The sequence below is a fragment of the Nocardia sp. NBC_01327 genome (assembly GCF_035958815.1).
Classification (GTDB): domain Bacteria; phylum Actinomycetota; class Actinomycetes; order Mycobacteriales; family Mycobacteriaceae; genus Nocardia.
Map to the genome: position 1 here is coordinate 1,344,038 of NZ_CP108383.1, position 17,646 is coordinate 1,361,683.

Here is a 17,646-nt window from a genome sequence, read left to right on the forward strand (position 1 = left end):
CTGTAACAGGTTGCAGTTCGGTGAGAGGCGGTTATGAGGGGCGGGGCCAGGGGCGGCCGTCGACGTGTTCGATGTCGGTGTTGAGTCGGGCGAGGTAGGTGGCGAAGGCGGCTACGTCGGCGGGGGACCAGTTGGTCATGACCTGTTCCAGGCCTTGGGTATTGGCGGTTCGTTCGGATTCGAGATTGTGTTCGCCGTCGGGGGTGATGCGGAATTTGCGGGCGATGCCGCCGTCGGGGTCGGGGATGCGTTCGACGAGTCCGGTGCGCAGGAGGGCTGCGGTTTGGCGGTTGAGGGTGGAGGCGTCCAGGCCGAAGGCTTCGGTGAGTTGGCCGATGGACATCGGGCCCTCTGCGCTGAGCCGGTTCAGGAGCAGGTACGCGCTGCGGTCGAGGCGGGTGCCGTCGCGGCGGTAGCGGGCGTTCACGGTGTAGCGGCCCAGCAGCATGATCTCGAATTCGACCCGGTCCGTGGGCTTGTTCATGCAGTCCTTCCGTCGCGACCTCGTGTGAGTCTGCCATAGGTGACCCACGTCACAGCGTGTATATGCATCATGCATGCGATGTGTATCGTACACATGCGTTGAACTCGATCGATGAGGAGAAGCGCGTGGGTGAGTCAGTGATCAAGGCCCCGCCGGGAACCGGCGAGCTGCCCGGCGCCGGTTCCAAGGGCATCGTGGGCGTACTGGCCCTGGCCGGCATTATCGCCGCCGTCATGCAGACACTGGTGGTGCCGCTGCTCGGCCAGCTGCCGGTGCTGTTGCACACCAGCGCCTCCAATGCCTCCTGGGTGGTGACCGCGACCCTGCTGGCGGGGGCCGTCGCCACGCCGGTCGCCGGACGGCTCGGCGATCTCTACGGCAAGCGCCGCATGCTCCTCATCTCGACGGTGCCGCTCATCGCGGGCTCGGTGCTGTGCGCGGTGGCGGATTCGGTCGTGCCGATGATCGTCGGGCGCGGGCTGCAGGGCATGGGCATGGGCATTCTGCCGCTGGGCATTTCGGCGCTGCGCGATCTCCTGCCCGCCGAGCGCCTGGGCCCGTCCATCGCCATGGTCAGCGCCTCCCTGGGGATCGGCAGCGCGCTGGGACTGCCCGTCGCGGCCGTTGTTGCGCAGCATGCGAATTGGCACATCCTGTTCTGGGGAGCCGGCGCCCTGAGCGTGCTCGTCGCGATCCTCATCTATGTGGTGGTGCCGGATGTGCCGGTGGTCGCCACGGGCCGATTTGACAGTGTCGGCGCGGTCGGACTCGGCGCCGGTCTGGTCTGCCTGCTGCTCGGGATTTCGAAGGGCGCTACCTGGGGCTGGGGCAGCGGCAGCATTGTGGGTCTGCTCGTCGCCGCCGTGGCGGTGCTGGTGCTGTGGGCGTGGTGGGAGCTGCGGACCGTCGATCCGATGGTCGATCTGCGGGTGGCCCGGCGACCGCGGGTGCTGCTGACCAATGCCTCCTCGGCCGTGCTCGGCTTCGGCATGTACTCGGCCTCGCTGATCGTGCCGCAGCTGCTGGTGCTGCCGAAGATCACCGGATACGGCCTGGGACAGTCGATGCTGGCCATGGGTCTGTGGATGGCGCCGGGCGGAATCATCATGATGGCGGTGTCGCCGCTGGGCGCCAAGCTCTCCGCCGCGCGCGGGCCGAAGGTGACTCTTATCGCCGGCGCGCTGGTGCTGTCCGCCGGATACGCGTGCTCGGCGGTCATCATGGGTTCCACGTGGGGGCTGCTGGTGGCGGTCTGCATCTGCAACTCAGGTGTGGCGCTGGCGTACGGCGCCATGCCCGCGCTCATCATGAGTGCGGTGCCGCTCTCGGAGACGGCCGCGGCGAACAGCTTCAATACGCTGATGCGCTCCATCGGCGCGTCGTTCTCGGCGGCGATCATCGGTGTGGTGCTGGCGCAGCTGAGCACCAGTCTGGGCGGACATCCGATTCCGACCGAAAACGGTTTCCGCGTAGGTCTTTTCATCGGGTGCGGCGTGGCCCTGGCCGCCGCGGCGATTGCCGCGTTCATCCCGGTGCGCCCTGCTGGAACAAGCAAGCGCTCGACCAGTAGTACAGCGGCGGTCGCGGCCTGATCGTTCGTCCACTTACGGCACGACGGAAATGGCAGCAGACTTCCAGCAACTGTGCGGTACTGTCCGCAGTCGGGGCGCGCGAATCGGTATCCATTTGCGCCCCGGCTCATTCCGCCGCTCTCGACTTCGGGAGGGACAGTGCCAGCCCAGTCTCCGGATGTTTGCGACGCCGTACCGTTCGAATTGTCCCGAGCCCAAATGGAATTGTGGCTCGCGGACGATATCGAGTCCGGGAACAGCGCCGATCCGCGCGCGCTCCCCGGCCAGGCGCATTACCTGGAATTGCACGGGGAACTCGATGCGGAACTCTTCGATGCCGCGTCGCACCGCGCCTTCGGGGAGTTCGGCGTGGGACGACTGCGCATCGGCCGGACCGACGGTCGGCCGTACCAGTGGATCGCCCCGGATATCGGTGGCGCACTGGAACATGTCGATTTCACAGCCGAGCCCGAACCGCGCCGGGCCGCACTGGAATGGATGAATCGGCGGCACCGGATTCCGATCGAGCTCCTGGACGCTCCGCTGTGGGCGGCGGCGCTGCTGACGCTCGGGCCGGATCGGCATATCTGGTACGCGCAGATGCATCACGTCGCCATCGACGGCTACGGCGGGCTGAGCCTGATCGCACGCATCGGGCAGTGGTACTCGGCGCTGCTGCGCGATACCGAACCGGAACCGTTCAAAGGTCTGTCACCAGCGGAGATCCACGCCGCCGATGCTGAATACCGGGCGTCGGCGCGCTATGGCGCCGACCGGGACTATTGGCGAGAACGCTTCTCGGACTGGACCGCTCCGCCGCCGGAGACCGCTGCACTCCGGCCGCGTCGACGTGCCGCCGCGCCCGTCGCCCTGCGTGCCGCGGGTGCATTGTCGGCATTCGAATGGGTGGCGCTGGATCAGCTGGCCGCCGACTGCGCCGTCAGTCCGGCGCAGGTACTGGTCGCGGCACTGTGCGCATTTCAGGCGGGCACGGCGGGCACCGCGGAACCCCTGGTGCAGCTGGCGGCCTCGGCGCGGACCACGGCCGCGCTCAAGCGGTCCGGCGGAATGCTCGCCAATGTGCTGCCGATTCGATTGCACTGCGCGGGTGCGGTCACGCTGCGTGAACTCATCGAGGCCGCCGCGCGGGAGACCCTCGGCGGGCTGCGGCATCAGCGCTACCGATTCGAGGAGCTGCGTCGCGAACTCGGTGTCGGCGCGGACCAGGTGCTGGGCCCCAGCGCGAATATCATGTTCTTCGATCGCACCAGCCGATTCGGCCGTGCGGTAGGCGAATACAGCATTCTCTCCTCGGGTTCGGTCGCGGATCTGCATTTCAATCTGTACCGCGCCGGGTCCGAGGAGGGGCTGTCGGTCGATATTCTCGCCAACCCGGAAAAGTACGACCAGCGACAGCTCGACGACCACCTGAATCGCTTCCTGCTATTCCTCGGCAATTTCATTGCCGCCGATCCGGACCAACCAGTCGGCCGCATCTGTCTCCTCACCGACCCCGAGCGAGACCGAATCCTGCACGCCCCGAACCGCATAGACGAACCCGACCCCCTCCTGCTCCCGGATCTCTTCACCGCTACCGCCCGGAAGAACCCCACAGCGCAGGCAGTTGTCTGCGATGCATTCCCGCAAGTCACAGTCGATGCGTCAGCGCCGCAAGCTGTGGCAGGTGCGGCAGCAGCCGTAGGGGGTGACCCAGCGGAGCGGGCAGGGTCCGGTGCGGCAGCGGCCCTCACCTACGCCCAACTCGACGCCGCTTCGAATCGCCTGGCGCACAACCTGAGTGGCCGCGGTATCGGGCCCGGAGACGTCGTCGCCGTCCGCGCCCAGCGCTCTCTCGAATGGGTGGCGGCCATCTGGGGCGTCATGAAGTCCGGCGCGGCCTACCTTCCCCTGGACCCGGACCATCCCGCCGACCGCACCGGCACGATCCTCGACGAAGCCGAGATCAGTCTCGGAATCGACACCGCGGCAACCACATTGCCCGACGCGGTACGCGGTGACCGGGAGTGGTTGACGCGCGACGACCTCCTGCGAGTCCTCGACTACCCGGACGATGAAGCCGCCGCATTCACCGATGCCGATCGGACTCGGCCGCTGCGTGCCGGGCATCCGGCGTATGTCATCTACACGTCGGGTTCGACCGGTGGGCCGAAGGGTGTGGTTGTCACCCACGGCGGATGGGCCGGTCTTGTTGCGGCGCAGGCGGAGCACCTACCGGCCGCGGCTGGGGATCGCGTGCTGTGCGTGACGGCTCCGACGTTCGATGCCTCGCTCTGGGATGTGCTGCTCGCCGCGACCACGGGGGCGACATTGGTGGTGGCTTCGGGTGACGCGTACGCGGGACCGCGGTTGTCGGAGCTCATGCGCCGGGAACGGGTGACCCATGCCTTCGTGACGCCCGCGGTGCTGTCGAAGACCGATCCGGCGGGACTGGAACGGCTGCAATATCTTTCGACCGGGGGTGAGGCCTGCCCGCAGGCGGTGGTGGCGGCCTGGGCTCCGGGCCGGAACCTCGTGAATGTGTACGGCCCCACCGAGACCAGCATTGTCACCAATCTCGGCGCCCTCGCACCCGATCGTCCGATCACGCTGGGCACGCCCGTCGCGGGCATGCGCTGCTACGTTCTCGACCCGTGGCTGCGCCCGGTGCCTCCGGGCGTGGTCGGCGAACTCTATCTCGGCGGCCCCGGACTGGCGCGCGGCTACCTCGCGCGCCCCGCCGCCACGGGGACGAGTTTCATCGCCGATCCCTTCGGCGCGCCCGGTGAAAGGCTCTACCGCACCGGCGATCTCGTCACCTGGGACGAGCGCGGAGAACTCGAGTTCCGCGGCCGCGCCGATGATCAGGTCAAGCTGCGCGGGCTCCGTATCGAACTCGGTGAGATCGAGGCGGTCCTCGCCGACTGTCCCGGCGTCGCACAGGCGGTCGTCGTCGTTCACACAGGCACGGTCGCGCGAATCGTGGCATATGCCGTGCCCCGATCGGGCGTTCTGCTGACCAATCGGGAACTGGAAGTCAGTGCGGCGCAGCGGCTGCCGAGCTATATGGTGCCGACCATCGTGCTGCTGGATCGGTTGCCGGTCACGGCGAACGGGAAGGTGGATCGACGGGCGCTGCCCGCACCGGTGTGTGTGGCGACCCAGTATCGGGCGCCTGTCACCCGCGCGGAAAAGGCTGTGGCCGAGGCATTCGCACAGGTTCTGGGAGTCGACGCCCCGGGCCTCGACGACGATTTCTTTGCGCTGGGCGGTGATTCGCTGACCGCGACGCTCGTAACGGCTCGAGTCGGCGCGGCGCTCGGGGTGGCGGCCGGAGTGCGGGAGCTGTTCGAGTCGAGCACGGTGGCCAGTTTCGCGGAGCGGGTGGGAGCCCGGGATCTCCTCGTGGACCGGGTACGGCCCGCGCCTCGGGAACGGCCGGAGCGGGTGCCGATCTCGCATGCGCAGCACCGGCTTTGGCTGCTGAATCGGCTAGATCCGGAGTCGGCGGCGTACAACATGCTGCTGTGCCTGCGGCTGACCGGCGCTGTCGATGTCAGCGCGCTGACGGCCGCACTGACCGATGTGGTCGGCCGCCACGAGGCCCTGCGCACATCGTTCCCGGAACTCGATGGCCTGGTCTGCCAGCAGATCTCGCCGGTGGACGCCGTGATCGCCGGGCTGGAACCGGAGCCGGTCGAGGCGGCGGACTTCGAGCGCACCATGGCCGACTTCGGCGACACCGGCTTCGATCTCGCTGCCGCACCGCCGATTCGGGTGCGCCTGCTGCGGGTCCACAATGACGACGACCGCCCCGATCATCACGTGCTCGCGGTGCTGGTGCATCATGTGATCGCCGACGGACTCTCGCTCGGCCCGTTCGCGCGTGATCTGGCAACCGCGTATACGGCGCGGGTGCGCAGCACTTCACCGGAGTGGTCACCCCTGCCGCTGCAGTACGCGGACTACACCCTGTGGCAACATGCCGTGCTGGGTTCCGATTCCGATCCGGAGTCGGAATTGTCCCGACAGCTCGGCCACTGGTCGGAGGTGCTGTCGGGGCTTCCGGTGGAATCGGCCCTGCCGCCGCATCATCCGCGTCCGGCGCACCCGTCGGGGCGTGCGGAGCGGGTGTGCACAGATCTTCCGGGCGATACCGTCCGGGGGTTGCAAGAGGTAGCACAACGGCATGGCGCGACCTTGTTCATGGTCGTCCATGCCGGGCTGGCGGTCGTGCTGGCCGCGATATCGGGCGGAAGCGATATCGCGGTCGGCACGCCGGTCGCCGGGCGGGGTGATGCCCGCCTGGACGACCTGATCGGCATGTTCGTCAATACGCTGGTACTGCGGGTGCCCGTGGATGCCGCGGAGTCGTTCGACGCGCTGCTGTCCCGCGTCCGGGATATCGATCTGAGCGCCTTCGCGCACGACGAGGTTCCGTTCGAACGCCTGGTGGAAGCCGCGCGGCTGCCGGGCTCCAGGTTCCGGCATCCGCTGTTCCAGGTCATGCTGTCGTTCCGCTCGGGTGGCCGCACCGAATTCGAACTGCCCGGACTGCGGGTGGAGTCTCTCGAAATGCCTTTACCCCTGGCCAAATTCGACCTCGAGTTCACGGTGGTCGAATCCCCGGCCGGGCTCTCGGTGACCGCGCAGTACGCCACGGATCTGTTCGACCGGAACGCAATGGAGGCGCTGACACAGCGGCTGGTCCGGGTCCTCGCCCACATCGCCCGGGATTCGGCGGTCGCCATCGGTGACATAGACCTGCTGGCGCCGGACGAACGGCGTGCGCTGCGGGACTGGAACGACACCAGCGAAGCCGTCGCGGTCACGTGGCCGCGGCTGCTCACCCGCGCGGCGGCCTACGCCCCGGACGCCGTCGCGGTGACGTGCGAGGGCGGTGCGCTGACCTACCGCGAGCTCGGCGCCCGCTCGAATCACCTGGCCCGCAAGCTGATCGCGCTGGGTATCGGCCCCGAGGACATGGTCGCGGTGGCACTGCCCCGTTCCCTCGAATGGGTGGTGGCGGTCTGCGCGGTGGCGCACGCGGGTGCGGCGTATCTTCCCGTCGATTCGGCCGCGCCCGCCGAGCGCATCGCACTCGTGCTGACCGATTCCGGTGCGGCCGTGGGTATTACCGTGGCCCGCAGGCAGGCGGATCTGCCCGCTCTCGCTGGCGGCGAGTGGCTGATCATCGATCCGGAGGAGCCGGTCGAGCCGTCCCCGAAGCCGATCACCGATGCCGACCGCGTGCGTCCGCTGCGCCTGCAGCATCCGGCCTATGTCGTGTACGCCTCCGGATCCAACGGAAACCCGAAGGCCGCCACCATCACCCACGCCGGCCTGGCGAATGTGGTGGTGACCCAGGCGCAGCGCTGCGACTCCGATCCCGATATCCGGGTGCTCGCGGTCGCCTCCCCGGGCTTCGACGCCTCGGTGTGGGAACTGCTGCTGGCCTTGGGTTCCGGCGCCACCCTGGTGGTCGCGCCGCCGTGGGCCTACGCCGGTGACGCCCTGCTCGACCTCATGGACCGCGAGCGCATCACACACGCCATGCTCACCCCGCGGGTGCTGGCCACCCTCGAGGCGCCGGAGCGACTTCCGCACCTGCGATTGCTCGCCACCTCCGGTGCGGCGTGCCCACCGGAACTGGCCGGAATCTGGTCCGCCGGGCGCTGTTTCATCAATGCCTACGGCCCGGCCGAGGCCACCCTCTGGTCCACCGTCAGCCGTCCGCTGCGGGCCGAGCCCGCGGTGTCCATCGGCGGCCCCGTCGTCGGCGCGCGCTGCTACGTGCTGGACAACCGCCTGCGGCCGGTCCCGCCGGGCGCGATCGGTGAAGTGTACGTAGCCGGAACAGGTCTGGCGCGCGGCTACCATCGCAGGCCGGGACTGACCGGCGGCCGCTTCGTGCCGAACGGCTTCGGCGCACCGGGCGAACGCATGTACCGCACCGGTGATCTCGGCTCCTGGCGCACCGACGGCGAGCTGGATTACCACGGCCGCAATGACGTCCCGCCCGAACCGATCCGATCCGGTGCGGAGGTCCGGGCACCGCGTTCGGCGCTCGAAGAGTCGGTGGCGCAGGTGTTCACGCAGGTCCTCGGACTCGACCGGATGGGCGTCCTCGACGACTTCTTCGCGCTCGGCGGCGATTCGCTCAGCGCCACCCGCAGTGTCGCGCTGCTGCGCGAGGCGGGGTGGGAGCTCGACCTGCGCGACGTGTTCGACGAGCCCACCGTGGCGGGCCTGGCCGCCGTGTTGCGCACACGCGGGCGCACCGCGTCGACCGTTCCGCTGATCACCGGTCCACAGGAGCGATCCGAGCGAGTCCCGCTCTCGTTCGCGCAGCAGGGCATCTGGCTGCTCGACCGCCGTGGCGCGGGCGCGGCCTATCACCTTCTGCTGGCCGTGCGCCTGACCGGTGCGCTCGATGTGGTGGCCCTGGCCGCCGCCGTATCCGATGTGGTCCACCGGCACGAGGCGCTGCGCACCTACTTCCCCGAGCACGAGGGGGTGCCGTATCAGGCGGTGTCGCACGAGGACGTCGGCGCGCTGGAAATGCGGCGGATGCCCCCGATCCGGTTGCAGCGGGCACTGGCCCAGTTCGAGGCCGCACCTTTCGATCTCGCGGTGGCGCCGCCGATCCGGGTGCGGCTGTACGCGGTCGATTCCTCCATACAACCCGCGGCGTTCGCCGGTACCCGCGGGCAGTCCGAGTGGGTGCTGGCCGTAGCCGTGCATCACGTCAACGCGGACGGTTATTCGCTGGGTCCGCTCACGCGCGACCTCGCGGCGGCCTACCTCGCCCGGGCCACCGGCGGCGAACCGCAATGGCCCGCACTCCCCATGCAGTACGCGGACTACTCGCTGCGCCGGCACGCCGCCCTGGGTACCACCGCCGACCCCGATTCGGAGCTGAATCGGCAGCTGGAGCACTGGGTTCGGGTGCTCGCCGACGCCCCTGCCGAACTCCCGCTGCCCCTCGATCGCCCGCGCCCCGAATCCGCCGGATACAGCGGTGACTGCGTCGAATGGTCCGTGCCGCAGGGGATTACGTCCACCCTGCGGGATATCGCGCGCGAACACCGGGCTTCACTGTTCATGGTCGTCCATGCCGCCCTGGCGGTACTGCTGGCGAAACTCTCCGGGACCGGCGACATCGTCATCGGCACGCCGACGGCCGGTCGCGACGCCTCCGGTCTGGACGAGCTCGTGGGCATGTTCGTCAATCCTGTTGCCCTGCGGACTGTCATCGATGCCGACGAATCGTTCGCCCAGCTGCTCGACCGGGTGCGCGATACCGATGTCGAGGCCTTCGTGCACGCGCAGGCGCCCTTCGAATGCATTGTGGACGCACTCGGCCTGACCCGTTCGGCCGCACGGCATCCGCTGTTCCAGGTGGTGCTGGCCTTCCAGAACTTCGGCACGCCGCAGCTGCACCTGCCCGGGGTCCGGGTGGAGCCGATTGCGCCGCCGCCGCGTACCGTGCGCGTCGATCTGGAATTCGACATCGCGGAGGTGGATGCCCACCTCGCCGTCGAACTGCGGTACGACACCGCGCTTTTCGACCGGGACAGCGCTGAATCCATACTGCACCGCTTCGACCTGCTGCTCGCCCAGGTGGCCGCCGACCCGGCACGACCGGTGCGCACCTTCGATGCGCTCGGCGCGGACGAACGCCGCCGAGTCCTATACGACTGGAACAAGACCGGCGGCGCGACCCCGACCAATCTTCCAGGTCTGATGGCTCGTGCCGTCGCTCTGGCGCCGGATACCGCAGCGGTGGTGTGCGGTGATCGCACCCTGACCTACCGAGCGCTCGACGAGCAGTCGAATCGACTGACCCGCGCGCTGATTCGGCGTGGCATCGGCCCGGATTCCACCGTGGCCGTGGCCCTGCACCGTTCGATCGACTGGCTGGTCGCGCTGTGGGCCGTGGCCAAATCGGGCGCGACCTACCTGCCGATCGAACCGCGCCATCCGCGGCAGCGCATCGAGCGCATGCTCTCGGATTCCGGTGCGACGCTGGGCATTACCACTGAGGCTATCGGCATCCGGCCGGGCTGGCTGCTGCTGGACGATCCGGCACTGCGCGCCGAACTCGCCGCCGCCTCCGGCTCCACCGTGTGCGCCGCCGAGCGCCCGCGCCGTTTACGCCTGCTCGATGCGGCCTACCTGATCTTCACCTCCGGTTCGACCGGTGTGCCCAAGGGTGTGGTGACTACTCACGGCGGCCTCGCCAACATTGTCGGTGCGCAGGCGAAACACTGTGCCCCGAAGCGCGATTCGCGCGTTCTCGGGCTGGCCTCGCCGAGCTTCGACGCCTCGCTCTGGGAGGTGCTGCTGGCGGTGGGCGCGGGCGGCACCCTCGTCCTTGCCGCGGCGGAGGTGTTCGGCGGGACCGAGCTGACGGATCTACTGCGCCGCGAGCGCATTACGCACGCCTTCATCACCCCCGCGGTCCTGGCCGGAATGGACCCGGCGGACCTGGAAACCCCGGGCGCGGAGTCGGTACCGCGGGTACTCGTCACCGGCGGTGAGGTGGTGGCCCCGAACCTCGCCGCGCGCTGGTCGGCCGGTCGCAGGCTGCTCGTTGCCTACGGTCCCTCCGAGGCCACCATTATTTCGAATCTGAGTGCCCCGTACGCGCCGAACGACCCGGTGACACTGGGCGGTCCGGCAATGGGGGCGCGCTGCTACGTCCTCGACGGCCGCCTGGCACCCGTGCCGGTCGGCGTCGCGGGGGAGCTGTACCTGGCGGGTCCGGGCGTGGCACGCGGATATCGATCCGCTCCGGCGCTGACCGCGACCCGCTTCCTCGCCGATCCCTTCGCGCCCGGCCGCATGTACCGCACCGGTGATGCGGTCCGCTGGCGGGCCGAGGGCACGCTGGAATTCATCGGCCGCACCGATGCCCAGGTGAAGGTGCGCGGTATGCGCATCGAGCCGGGCGAGATCGAAGCCGCGGCGTTGAGCGCGGCCGGGATCACGCAGGCGGTGGTCGTGATCCGCGAGGACAACCCCGGTGAACAGCGCATTGCCGCCTATGTGACGGGTCGGAGCGTGGACGTCGGCCGGGTCCGCACGGCGGTCGCGCAGCAGCTGCCCGACTACATGGTGCCCTCGGTGTTCGTGGTTCTCGAGCGGTTGCCCCTGACCGCCGCCGGCAAGGTGGATCGTGCCGCACTGCCCGCACCCGCCGCCGAGCCGGCGCCGTTCCGTGCACCGCACACTCCCGCGGAACATGCGGTGGCGCAGGCCTTCTCCGAGGTTCTGCATGCCACCCGCGTCGGCCTGGACGATGACTTCTTCCTGTTGGGCGGCAATTCGCTCAGCGCCACCCGGGTGGCGGCGCGATTGGGCGCGGCACTGGGGATCGGGGTGCCGGTGCGGGCGGTATTCGACGCCTCGACGGTGGTGGAACTGGCTGCGCGCCTTGCCGTTTCGGCAGCGGTCGCGCGCCTGCCCCTGGTGGCCGTGCCGCGCCCGGACCTCGTGCCGCTGTCCTTCGCCCAGCAGCGACTGTGGCTGCTCAACCGGCTCGATCCCGATTCCGGCGCCTACAATATTCCGCTGGTCCTGCGCCTGGAAGGGCGAGTGGATGTGGCGGCACTGGTGTCGGCGCTGCGGGCGGTCGCGGCGCGGCACGAGGTGCTGCGCACGTACTACCCCGAGATCGACGGTGTGGCCTGTCAGCGCGTCGTGGCCAGGGAGCCGGCGCTCGATATCCGTACCGTCCGTCCGGCGCGAGTGGCCGCGACGCTCGAGGAATACTGCTCCGCGCCTTTCGATCTGAGTGCGAAGCCGCCGCTGCGCGCGGGATTGTTCGCGGTGGGGGCGGCGGTCGAGCGCGCCCAGGAGTGGCGGCTGGTCTTTGTCGTGTACCACGCGAATGCCGATGGATTCTCGCTCGCGCCGCTGGCCCGCGATCTGGCCGAGGCGTATTCGGCCGGGCGGCACGGGAAGTACCCGTCGTGGACGCCGCCTGTGGTGCAGTATGCCGACTACACACTGTGGCAGCGATCGATGCTTGGCTCAGCCGACGATCCGGAATCGGAGATGTCGCGCCAGATCGACTACTGGACAACCACTCTCGCGGGACTTCCGGCGGAACTCGGACTTCCGACGGATCGCCTCCGTCCGCCGGTGGCCTCGCAGTGCGGCCGGACCGTATCGTCGGTGATTCCGGAATCGACGGTGCGGGCCCTGCGCGAACTCGCGTGGCAGCACGACGCCTCGCTGTTCATGACGCTGCACGCCGGGCTGGCCCTGCTGCTCGCGGCCTGGTCGGGCACCGACGATATCGCGATCGGCACCCCGGTGGCGGGACGCGGAGCGGCGGAGCTCGACGAGCTGGTCGGCATGTTCGTCAATACCCTGGTGCTCCGCACGGAAGTTGCTGCCGCCGAATCGTTCTCGACGCTGCTGGAGCGGGTGCGCAGTCTCGATCTCGCCGCGTTCGCGCACACCGACCTGCCCTTCGAGCAGGTGGTGGACGTGCTCGATCCGCCGCGCTCGCGTGCCCGCCATCCGCTCTTCCAGGTGGTCCTGGCCCTGCAGAATCTCGATCCCGTGCGCCCGGAGCTCTCCGGCCTGCACGTCGAACCGGTGCTCCTGCCCTCGGTGACCTCGCGCTTCGACCTGGAATTCACGGTGACCCAGGCGGATTCCGGGCTCGGTCTCGAGGTGCAGTACGCCACCGAGCTTTTCGACCACGACACCATTGTCGCGCTGGTCGAGCGCTACCTCCTGCTGTTGCAGCGCGTCACCGTCGAACCGCACACGCCCACCGCGCGCATCGGCCTGCTCAGCACCGCGGAGTACCGCCGAACCGTGCTGGATTGGAACGACACAGACGGCGACAGCGCCGATCTGCTGCTGCCCGATCTGCTGGCGGCGGCGGTCCGGCGCGCACCCGATGCCGAGGCCGTGCGCCGCGGCGACCTGGTCCTCACCTACCGCGAGCTCGACGAGCGCTCCGACCGGATCGCCCGGTGGCTGACGACGCGCGGCGTCGGTCCGGAAGATGTGGTGGCGCTGGGCATGTCGCGCTCACCGGCCTGGGTCGTGGCGTGCTGGGGCGTGACCAAATCGGGTGCGGCCTTCATGCCCGTCGATCCGGGATTCCCCCGGGCCCGCATAGCGAACATGCTCGATGAGGCAGACGTGCGCGCTGTGGTGACCACCGACGGTGAGAGCGTTGCCTTCAGCACGCAGCCGGACGTCGAGGTGCTCGCTCTCGATGCGGAGGGATCGAGTCCCGCACTGCGGCAGCAGGAATCGTGGCAGCGGGAATCGCGGCAGCATGGACCACGACAGCACCTCGGCACGGCCGCCTACGTCATTCACACCTCAGGCTCCACCGGCCTGCCCAAGGGCGTGGTGGTCACCCACGCCGGTCTCGCGAATATGGCCGCCGCGCAGCATCGGTACATCGGCGCGGATGCGCGGTCTCGCATATTGTGCCTGGCCACACCGAGTTTCGACGTGTCGGTATGGGAGCTGGTGCTCGCGGCCGGGGCCGCCGCCACCCTGCTGGTCGCTCCACCGGACGCGTACGCGGGCACGGAACTCACGCTGCTCATGCGTCGTGAACGAGTCACTCACGCCTTCGTGACGCCCGCCGTGCTGGCCTGCACCGATCCGGCCGATCTACCCGGGCTGTCGGTGGTGCTCACCGGCGGTGAAGCCTGCCCACCGGCGGTGGCTTCCGCCTGGGGCGCGGCGCATCGGCTGCTCAATGCCTACGGCCCGACCGAGGCGACGGTCATCGCCACCATGAGCCGGGCGCTCGACGGTGACCATGCCATCACCATCGGCGAACCCGTGGTCGGGATGCGCTGCTATGTGCTCGATCGCAGTCTGCGCCCCGTGCCGATCGGCGCCACGGGTGAGCTGTATCTCGGCGGGCCCGCGGTGGCGCGTGGCTATCTGGGCCGATTCGGCGCCACGGCAGCATGTTTCGTCGCGGACCCGTTCGGTCCCGCCGGTGCGCGCCTCTACCGCACCGGGGATCTTGTCACCTGGTCCGCCACCGGCGAGCTGATCTATCAGGGCCGCACCGATTTCCAGGTCAAGGTGCGCGGGGTACGCGTGGAACTCGGCGAGATCGAGGCCGCGGTGGCGGCCGCGCCAGGTGTGGCGCAGGTGGTGGCGAGCTGTGCCGAGAATCCCGGCGGTGCCGCGCTGATCGCGTACGCGGTACCGGAATCCGGCCGCACGCTGGACCCGGCGGAGCTCACTGCGGCTGCGGCACAACGTCTTCCGGACTACCTGGTGCCCGCTGTGGTCGTCCTGGACCGGCTGCCACTGCTGACCAACGGCAAGGTCGATCGGGCCGCGCTGCCCCTGCCGCCCGTCGTGAGCACCGGTTTTCGCCCGCCGGAGACCGCGGCCGAAGCGGCGGTGGCCGCGGCCTTCGCCGAAATCCTCGGCCTCGAGCAGGTCGGTCTGGACGATGACTTCTTCGTGCTCGGCGGCAATTCGCTCACCGCCGCCCAGGCCGTCTCGCGCTTGCCCGGCACGGTGGCGCTGCGAGATCTCTTCGAGGCGCCGAAGGTTGCCGCGCTCGCCCTGCGACTGTCCGAAAATCCCATGGCCGCAGGCGAAGACGAGTCGCTGTCGGTGGTTCTGCCGCTGCGCCGCACGGGCCTGGAGACACTCTTCTGCATCCACCCCGGTGGCGGTGTGGCCTGGCCGTTCGCTGGTCTGCTCGCACACCTGGATCCGGAGATCTCGCTCTACGGCATCCAGGATCCCTGGGTGGTCGGGGGAGTCCCGCCGCTGGCCTCGCTGGACGAGTACGCCGATCGCTATCTCGCCGAGATTCTCCGGGTACAGCCGACGGGGCCGTATCGCCTGCTGGGCTGGTCCCTCGGCGGTCGCATCGCCCACGAGATCGCGGTGCGGTTGCAGAGTCTCGGGGCGGAGGTGGCGCTGCTCGCTCTCATGGACACCGCCGTCACCGACGGCACTCCCGGACAGCGGTCGGCCGATACCGAGGCCGCCTGGCGTGAGCTCCGCGGCATGGAATCCCTGGTACGCGCGGCCGGAAGCCTCCCGCCGGAACTGCTCGAACGCGCGAAAGCCGCACTGACGCGACAGGTTCCGGGCGCACCGAGCGGTAGGTTCTGCGGCGATCTGCTGCATTTCACGGCCATCAGGGAACAGGCCGGGGGACGCGGGGCCGCCCGGAGCTGGGAGGAGCACATCACCGGGACGGTCACCGATGTCCCCGTCTATGCCACGCATATCGGTATGGCACAGCGAGATCCACTGCGCCACATCGGATTGACGCTCGCCGAGCGATGGGCGGTGCCGGTGGTCGCTACAGCCCCGGCACTGTGACGAAGACGGCGCAGGCGCTGTCCTGCCGGAAGAAGACATCGCCCGGCGGGCTGCGGTACGCGTCCACGTGCGAGTCCGGCAGCCAGGTGTAGTCGACCAGGCGCAGGGGGAGCGGCCCGGCCGGTGCGGTCAGCTCCACCTCGATGCCGTCGGCGGTCGGCGCCTCGAAGCGAAAGCCCTTGTCCGGCACCGGTGTCACCTCGCGCCCGGCCACATGCAGCGTGGTGATGGCCGATTCCCAGCGCAGCTCGATCCGGGTGGCCCCGCGCGTCGACCGCAGCCGCAGGCGAATGGTGCGCTGCCCGGAATCGGTGGTGTTCGAGACGATCTCGGCCACCGGCGGCGACAGGGCCTGTGCCGGTGCGGGCCCGCTGGATACCGCACTCGCCCACAGACCGGAGAACGGTGCGCCGGGTGCACCCTCGCCCACGAAGTTCCGCGTCCAATCGTCGGGGGCGAGGCTCGACACCCACCGCGCCTCGTGCCGATCGGCATCGAGTGCGTACCCCAGCTCGGTAATGCGCGGATGCTGGTCGTCATAGTGATCCACCGCCAGCCCGGCGCCGGCCAGCGCGACGGTGACCGCCAGCGCGGTGACCGGAATCGTCCAGCCGCGCCGGGTCGGCCAGGACCGGCTGAGTGTCAGCGTCAGCAGCCCGCCGAGCAGCATGATCAGCGGCGAGGCCAGGAACGGTGCGGTGAGCAGTCCGGCCTGCACCCCGGACCAGGCGGTGCCGCCGAGGAATACCGCGGCGGGCAGCAGAAATACGGTGAGCGCCGACAGCCGCCAGCGATCGGGCAGCAGGAAGGTGACGGCCACCCCGAAGGCCGCCGCGCAACCGGGCAGTACGAACATCTCGGCGGCCGCCGGAGAGTAGACGGCGGTCCCCGCGCCGACCACAACCGTGGCTGTCAGCAGTCCGATCGGCGGGGCCGTGGCCCCGAACAGGCGGTGCGCCACGGCATAGGAGGCGGCCAGTGCGCATACGCACAGCACGATCATCGAGCCCTGGAAGAACTCCGGCCGATAGGGATCCACCGGAAACCCGCGATATGCGGGCCGGATGGCCTGCACCGCCCACCACAGCCCGTATGTCGCGCCGACCGCGAGCGGAACGGTCACCAATGCCAGTGCGGTGGCGCCGATTACGCCCTTGATCGAGGCTTCCCCGCTGTGCCGCACCTGCCGGATCACCCAGGCCACCGCCAGCAGCGCCAGCACCGCGAACGCAATGATCAGCCACGGCGGCGAAACGATCAGGACGCCGAAAGGCAGTGTGAAATAAGCCGGATTCGACTGGTTGGACGTGTCGGCGAGATCGCGCTCGCCGAAATCCCGTGCCAGCGCGAGCGCATTGTCGCCCACCTGCTGCACGGTCGCGAGATTCACATGCTCCGGATCGTCCTTGGGGTTGTGGTAGTACGCATTACGTCCGGCATAGGCCCAGTCCAGCACCCGCAGCCCGCCCGGCTTGAACGAGACGAAATCGGTGGTGCTGGAGACGCCCGCCCCGGCCAGGGTGGTGGTCAGGGAATCGGTATTCGGATGCGGGGCGGCCTGTGCCCCGCCCATGAGCCCGCCGTCGGGCCGGGTGATCCGCCACAGCAGCGGCGGCCCGCCCGCACCGCGCGCATCGTGATTGATCACCACACCGTGCCTGTCGTAATCACCGGCCGCCACAAAGGCTTCCGCGCCCAGCAGCCCCGGTTCCTCACCATCGGTGATCAGCGCGACCACATCATTGCGCAGACCGGTCTCGCTGTCCCGCAGCGCGCGCACGGTTTCGAGGATGGCGGCGACCGCGACCCCGTCGTCATTGGCGCCAGGGCCGGACGGCACCGAATCATAATGTGCGACAAGGTATACGGTGCCGGTCGAATTCGTGCCGGGCAGCCGGGCCACGATATTGGAGATTCGGCCCAGCCCGGCCTCGCCGTGCTGGTACGTGCCGGGCCAGCGTCCGACGCCCTCTCGAATATCGGTCTGCAGACCGAGCTTTCGGAGTTCCCCGGCGAGATAGTCACGGACGCGGTCGTGTTCGGCGCTGCCGACCGGATGCGTCGTATGCGCGATCTCCTGCACGGTCCGGAAGGCGCGCCCGGCGCTGAACGCATCGTTCGGCGCGGAGTCCGCCCGATATCCGTGCGGCTGCTGCTGCCAGGCGGTGGCCACCACCACCGCCAGCAGTACTGCGAATGCCAGAAACCCGGAAAGCCCTCGTCCCACCCGCATGGATCCGATAG

General features: G+C 69.3%; 4 protein-coding genes. 2 read left to right on the forward strand and 2 right to left on the reverse strand.

From position 1 onward, the window contains the following. Window positions 1–31: 31 nt before the first annotated feature. Complete coding sequence (locus OG326_RS06055) at window positions 32–484, reverse strand: MarR family winged helix-turn-helix transcriptional regulator (RefSeq protein WP_327143614.1); 453 nt, start codon at window positions 482–484, stop codon at window positions 32–34. 62 nt (window positions 485–546) lie between these two features. On the opposite strand from OG326_RS06055, the gene OG326_RS06060 reads away from it, so the two are divergent. Continuing rightward, window positions 547–2,076, forward strand: a complete 1,530-nt coding sequence (locus tag OG326_RS06060; RefSeq protein ID WP_442790923.1) for an MFS transporter — start codon at window positions 547–549, stop codon at window positions 2,074–2,076. 198 nt (window positions 2,077–2,274) lie between these two features. Then, a complete protein-coding gene (locus tag OG326_RS06065; protein WP_327143615.1) occupies window positions 2,275–15,402 on the forward strand; it encodes a non-ribosomal peptide synthetase in 13,128 nt (4,375 codons plus the stop codon). Here the strand turns inward: OG326_RS06065 and OG326_RS06070 are convergent. Then, complete coding sequence (locus OG326_RS06070) at window positions 15,383–17,635, reverse strand: M28 family peptidase (RefSeq protein WP_327143616.1); 2,253 nt, start codon at window positions 17,633–17,635, stop codon at window positions 15,383–15,385. The genes OG326_RS06065 and OG326_RS06070 overlap by 20 nt on opposite strands. Between the last annotated feature and the right edge of the window lie 11 nt (window positions 17,636–17,646).